Origin of the sequence: Streptococcus pluranimalium, assembly GCF_047785745.1 — a bacterium.
GTDB lineage: Bacteria > Bacillota > Bacilli > Lactobacillales > Streptococcaceae > Streptococcus > Streptococcus pluranimalium_B.
Window position 1 is genome coordinate 1 of the sequence record NZ_JBLOJT010000125.1, and the last position, 4,555, is coordinate 4,555.

Below are 4,555 nucleotides of genomic sequence, written 5' to 3' on the forward strand. Positions count from 1 at the left end.
ACTCTTTTTAATCAAAGGGAGTTTTTCCCCACTCCCAATGATATGAAAAAGAACCTTGTCGTAACAAAGTTCTTTTAACTGTTAGCTCTGTTAGAGAACGATTTGATTATAAGACGTATTGAAAGCTTTATGAATATCGTCAGAAGCATCATCATAGCTACTTTCATCTTCTAGGACAGCATTAACAATTGTACGCTCTGTTGCTTCAGCATCTGTACAAGTTACTAGTGTTAACTCACTTTGACCTACATGATCATCGATGACAGCTACTTCTGTAGGTGCTACAACATGGACATTAGTGATTTTGTAAGTGTAGACCTTGTCCTTGTCTGTCAGATAGATTTTCATACCATTTTTAGCACGATCAAGTGGTGAGAACAGCATTTCAGACGAACCAGTCATGCCAAAAACATGGTGACTAGCTAATGCGTAGTTATTTTCCCCACCCATGACTTGGTTTTCCTTCATCGTTCCAGCACCATAGGTTAGTTCTGTATTACCTAGACCTTTAAAAATGGGAAGATTAATGCCGATATCTGGTATTGCTATGCCACCGATAACAGGTAAAAGTTGTGCATCCATCTGTGCAGCTAACACAGACTCTGTACTGATAGATTGAACATCATCAAAATCAAAGCTCGTTTTAGCTTTTTTATTTTTCTCAATCGTTTCTTTACTGACATGCTCAACTTGATATTTATTAGTATTTCTAGCGATAAGGCTATTACGAATCGATTTATTAAAGATTAAAGCAATTCCAACAACAATTAGTAGAACGACAAGCAGATTTCTTAAGAATCCACTTAATTTAGATTTCTTTTTTTGAGCCATTTTAGTCCTCAGCCTTTCCAAGTATAACTATTTCTTCAGCAGTTTCCGCCTCAACCAAGGCAAATGTTACTAATTTTGATGTTTTTTCGAGACGCATGAGCCGAACTCCCATTGTTGAACGACCTGTTTGAGAAATATTTGAAACGTTGGTACGGATCACAACTCCTTTATTAGTAATAAGCATGACATCTTCTTCACCTGATACAGTCACAAGTCCAGCTAACGGCCCATTCTTATCAGTAAGATTGGCTGTTTTGATCCCTTTACCACCACGACCCTTAGTTGGATACTCTCTAGCAGGTGTTCGTTTACCATATCCTTTTTCCGTAACAACAAGAACCTCTTGATCATCAGTGATGGTTGAAGCACCAACAACATAATCTTCATCACGGAGTTTAACCCCACGAACACCGGCTGCGACACGTCCCATGCTTCGAACAACAGATTCGTTGAAACGGACAGAATAACCAGCTGTTGTCCCGATAATAATGTCATCATTACCAGTTGTTACTAAAACATTGATCAATTGATCATTGTCTTTGAGAGTCAGAGCTTTGAGACCATTTTGGCGAATGTTATCAAATTCGGAAGTTGGCACACGTTTGACCACACCTGCATAAGTTGTAAAGAAGAAATAATAATCTTTTATATCCTCCTTACGAGCGTTAATCATGGTTTGAATGAATTCACCTTCGTCTAATTTTAAGAGATTGACAATAGGTAGTCCCTTAGCTGTACGACCATATTCTGGAATCTCGTAGCCTTTAAGTTTATAAACGCGACCCAAGTTCGTAAAGAACAAGAGTGTATCATGAGTACTTGTTGATACCAGCTGGCTAACAAAATCATCATCATTGACACCTGTCCCTTGTACGCCACGGCCACCACGTTTTTGAGCACGGAATTCATCTTGAGCAAGACGCTTGATGTAACCTTTATTTGAAAGGGTGATAAGGACATCTTCTTCTTCAATTAAGTCTTCATCTTCTAAGGATAAGACTTCACCAACCATCAATTCAGTACGACGATCATCGCTAAATTTACGTTTAACTTCGTCTAATTCTTCCTTGATGATAGTAATGACACGTTCTGGTTTAGCTAAAATATCAGTCAAGTCAGCAATTAGCTTCAAGAGTTCATCGTATTCTGACTGGATTTTATCACGTTCCAAACCTGTCAAACGACGAAGACGCATATCTAAGATGGCTTGGCTTTGACGTTCACTCAAGTCAAAACGAGTCATCAATTCAGCTTGAGCTTCACTGTCGGTTTGGCTGTTACGGATAATAGCAATAACTTCATCCAAATAATCAAGAGCAATCAACAAGCCTTCTAAGATATGAGCGCGACTTTCGGCTTTGGCTTTATCAAATTCAGTACGTCTGACAATCACTTCTTTTTGGTGAGCAATGTAATTATCCAAAATTTGACGCAATGTCAAGATTTTAGGGACACCTTTTTCAATAGCTAACATGTTAAAACTAAAATTAGTTTGCAGGCTAGTCATTTTAAAGAGATTGTTTAAGATAACATTGGCTGATGCATCACGCTTGACTTCAATAACGAAGCGCACTCCTTCGCGACTAGATTCATCGCGAACAGCAGTGATACCTTCAATACGTTTTTCTTGTGCAAGTTTAACAATGTGTTCGTGAACTTTTGTCTTATTGACCATATATGGAAATTCAGTAACCACAATGCGCTCACGTCCGGTCTTGGTCACTTCAATCTCTGTTTTAGAACGAAGAACAATAGACCCTTTCCCCGTTTCATAAGCACGATGAATGCCAGATTTCCCCATGACCATAGCTCCTGTTGGGAAGTCTGGTCCAGGAAGGACTTCCATCAAATCACGTGTCGTGACTTCAGGATTGTCCATAACCAATTTCACCGCATCGATGGTTTCGCCCAAGTTATGAGGAGGGATATTAGTTGCCATACCAACGGCAATACCTGTTGCTCCATTGACTAAGAGGTTAGGGAATCGCGCTGGTAATACTAAAGGCTCACGCTCACTTCCATCATAGTTATCCTGAAAATCAACGGTATTTTTATTGATATCACGTAGCATTTCAAGAGCAATTTTGCTCATGCGAGCCTCAGTATAACGTTGGGCAGCGGCACCATCACCATCCATTGAACCAAAGTTACCGTGACCATCAACAAGCATGTAACGGTATGACCACCACTGTGCCATACGAACCATGGCATCATAAATAGAGCTATCACCGTGTGGGTGATATTTACCCATGACATCACCAGTGATACGAGCTGATTTTTTATGTGGTTTATCAGGAGTGACACCTAATTCGTTCATTCCATACAGAATGCGACGATGAACAGGTTTTAATCCATCTCTAACATCTGGAAGTGCGCGTGCCACGATAACACTCATGGCATAGTCAATAAAGCTAGTTTTCATTTCGCTAGTCAGATTGACGCTAACAAGATTTTTATCTTCCATTTTCATCTCTTTCTTTAAGTCTTTACCTTTATTATTATACCATAATTTTTGCTAACAATGGACACTTTACTTATTCTTATAAGAGACAGTTAATTTTAAATTTCAATTTTTTTCAGAAAACATATCAGTTGTTTGAATGGATTTTCACTAATTTTCTTAGATTTATCTAGAAATACGTGACATCAAGCTTTTAAAATGTTAGAATACAATTGTATGGGGAGACGCCCCAAAAAAAATAAGGAGATGTTTAGATAATGACTGCAACTAAACAACACAAAAAAGTTATCCTTGTCGGCGATGGTGCCGTAGGGTCATCTTATGCTTTCTCACTTGTTAACCAAGGTATCGCTCAAGAACTTGGTATCATCGAAATTCCACAATTGTTCGATAAAGCTGTCGGAGATGCTGAAGACCTTAGCCACGCCCTTGCTTTCACATCACCTAAAAAAATCTATGCAGCTCAATATTCAGACTGTGCTGACGCAGACCTCGTAGTTATCACTGCAGGTGCGCCACAAAAACCAGGTGAAACTCGCCTTGACCTTGTTGGTAAAAACCTTGCAATCAACAAATCAATCGTTACTCAAGTTGTTGAATCAGGCTTCAATGGTATCTTCCTTGTCGCTGCTAACCCAGTTGACGTTTTGACTTACTCAACTTGGAAATTCTCTGGATTCCCTAAAGAGCGCGTTATCGGTTCAGGGACATCACTTGACTCAGCTCGTTTCCGTCAAGCACTTGCTGAAAAACTTGATCTTGACGCTCGTTCAGTTCATGCCTACATCATGGGTGAGCACGGTGACTCTGAATTTGCTGTATGGTCACACGCTAACGTAGCTGGTGTTAACCTTGAAAACTTCCTTAAAGATGTTCGTAACGTTGACGAGGCTGAACTTGTTGAACTCTTTGAAGGTGTTCGTGATGCAGCTTACTCAATCATCAACAAAAAAGGCGCGACATTCTATGGTATCGCTGTAGCTCTTGCACGTATCACAAAAGCTATCCTCGATGATGAAAATGCAGTACTTCCACTTTCAGTATTCCAAGAAGGTCAATACCCAGGTGTTGAAGATGTCTTCATTGGTCAACCAGCAGTTATTGGTGCACACGGTATTGTTCGCCCAATCAACATTCCATTGAATGATGCTGAACAACAAAAAATGAAAGCTTCTGCAGATGAGCTTAAAGCTATTATTGATGAAGCATGGAAAAAACCTGAATTCCAAGAAGCTTCAAAAAACTAATATTATAATCTAAAAA

At 39.4% G+C, this 4,555-nt stretch carries 3 protein-coding genes; 1 reads left to right on the forward strand and 2 read right to left on the reverse strand.

Annotated features, from left to right (window positions below; translation table 11 throughout):
- Nucleotides 1–90: 90 nt before the first annotated feature.
- Both ACMZ6U_RS09450 and gyrA read right to left on the reverse strand, forming a co-directional pair.
- On the reverse strand, nt 91–831 hold the full coding sequence (locus ACMZ6U_RS09450) for a class A sortase (RefSeq protein WP_416108202.1): 741 nt from the start codon (nt 829–831) through the stop codon (nt 91–93).
- A gap of 1 nt (nt 832) precedes the next feature.
- A complete protein-coding gene (gyrA, locus tag ACMZ6U_RS09455) occupies nt 833–3,295 on the reverse strand; it encodes a DNA gyrase subunit A (protein ID WP_416108203.1) in 2,463 nt (820 codons plus the stop codon).
- Nucleotides 3,296–3,549: 254 nt separating this feature from the next.
- Here gyrA and ACMZ6U_RS09460 point away from each other — a divergent pair, with 254 nt between their 5' ends.
- On the forward strand, nt 3,550–4,539 hold the full coding sequence (locus tag ACMZ6U_RS09460; protein ID WP_416108204.1) for an L-lactate dehydrogenase: 990 nt from the start codon (nt 3,550–3,552) through the stop codon (nt 4,537–4,539).
- Nucleotides 4,540–4,555 lie beyond the last annotated feature (16 nt).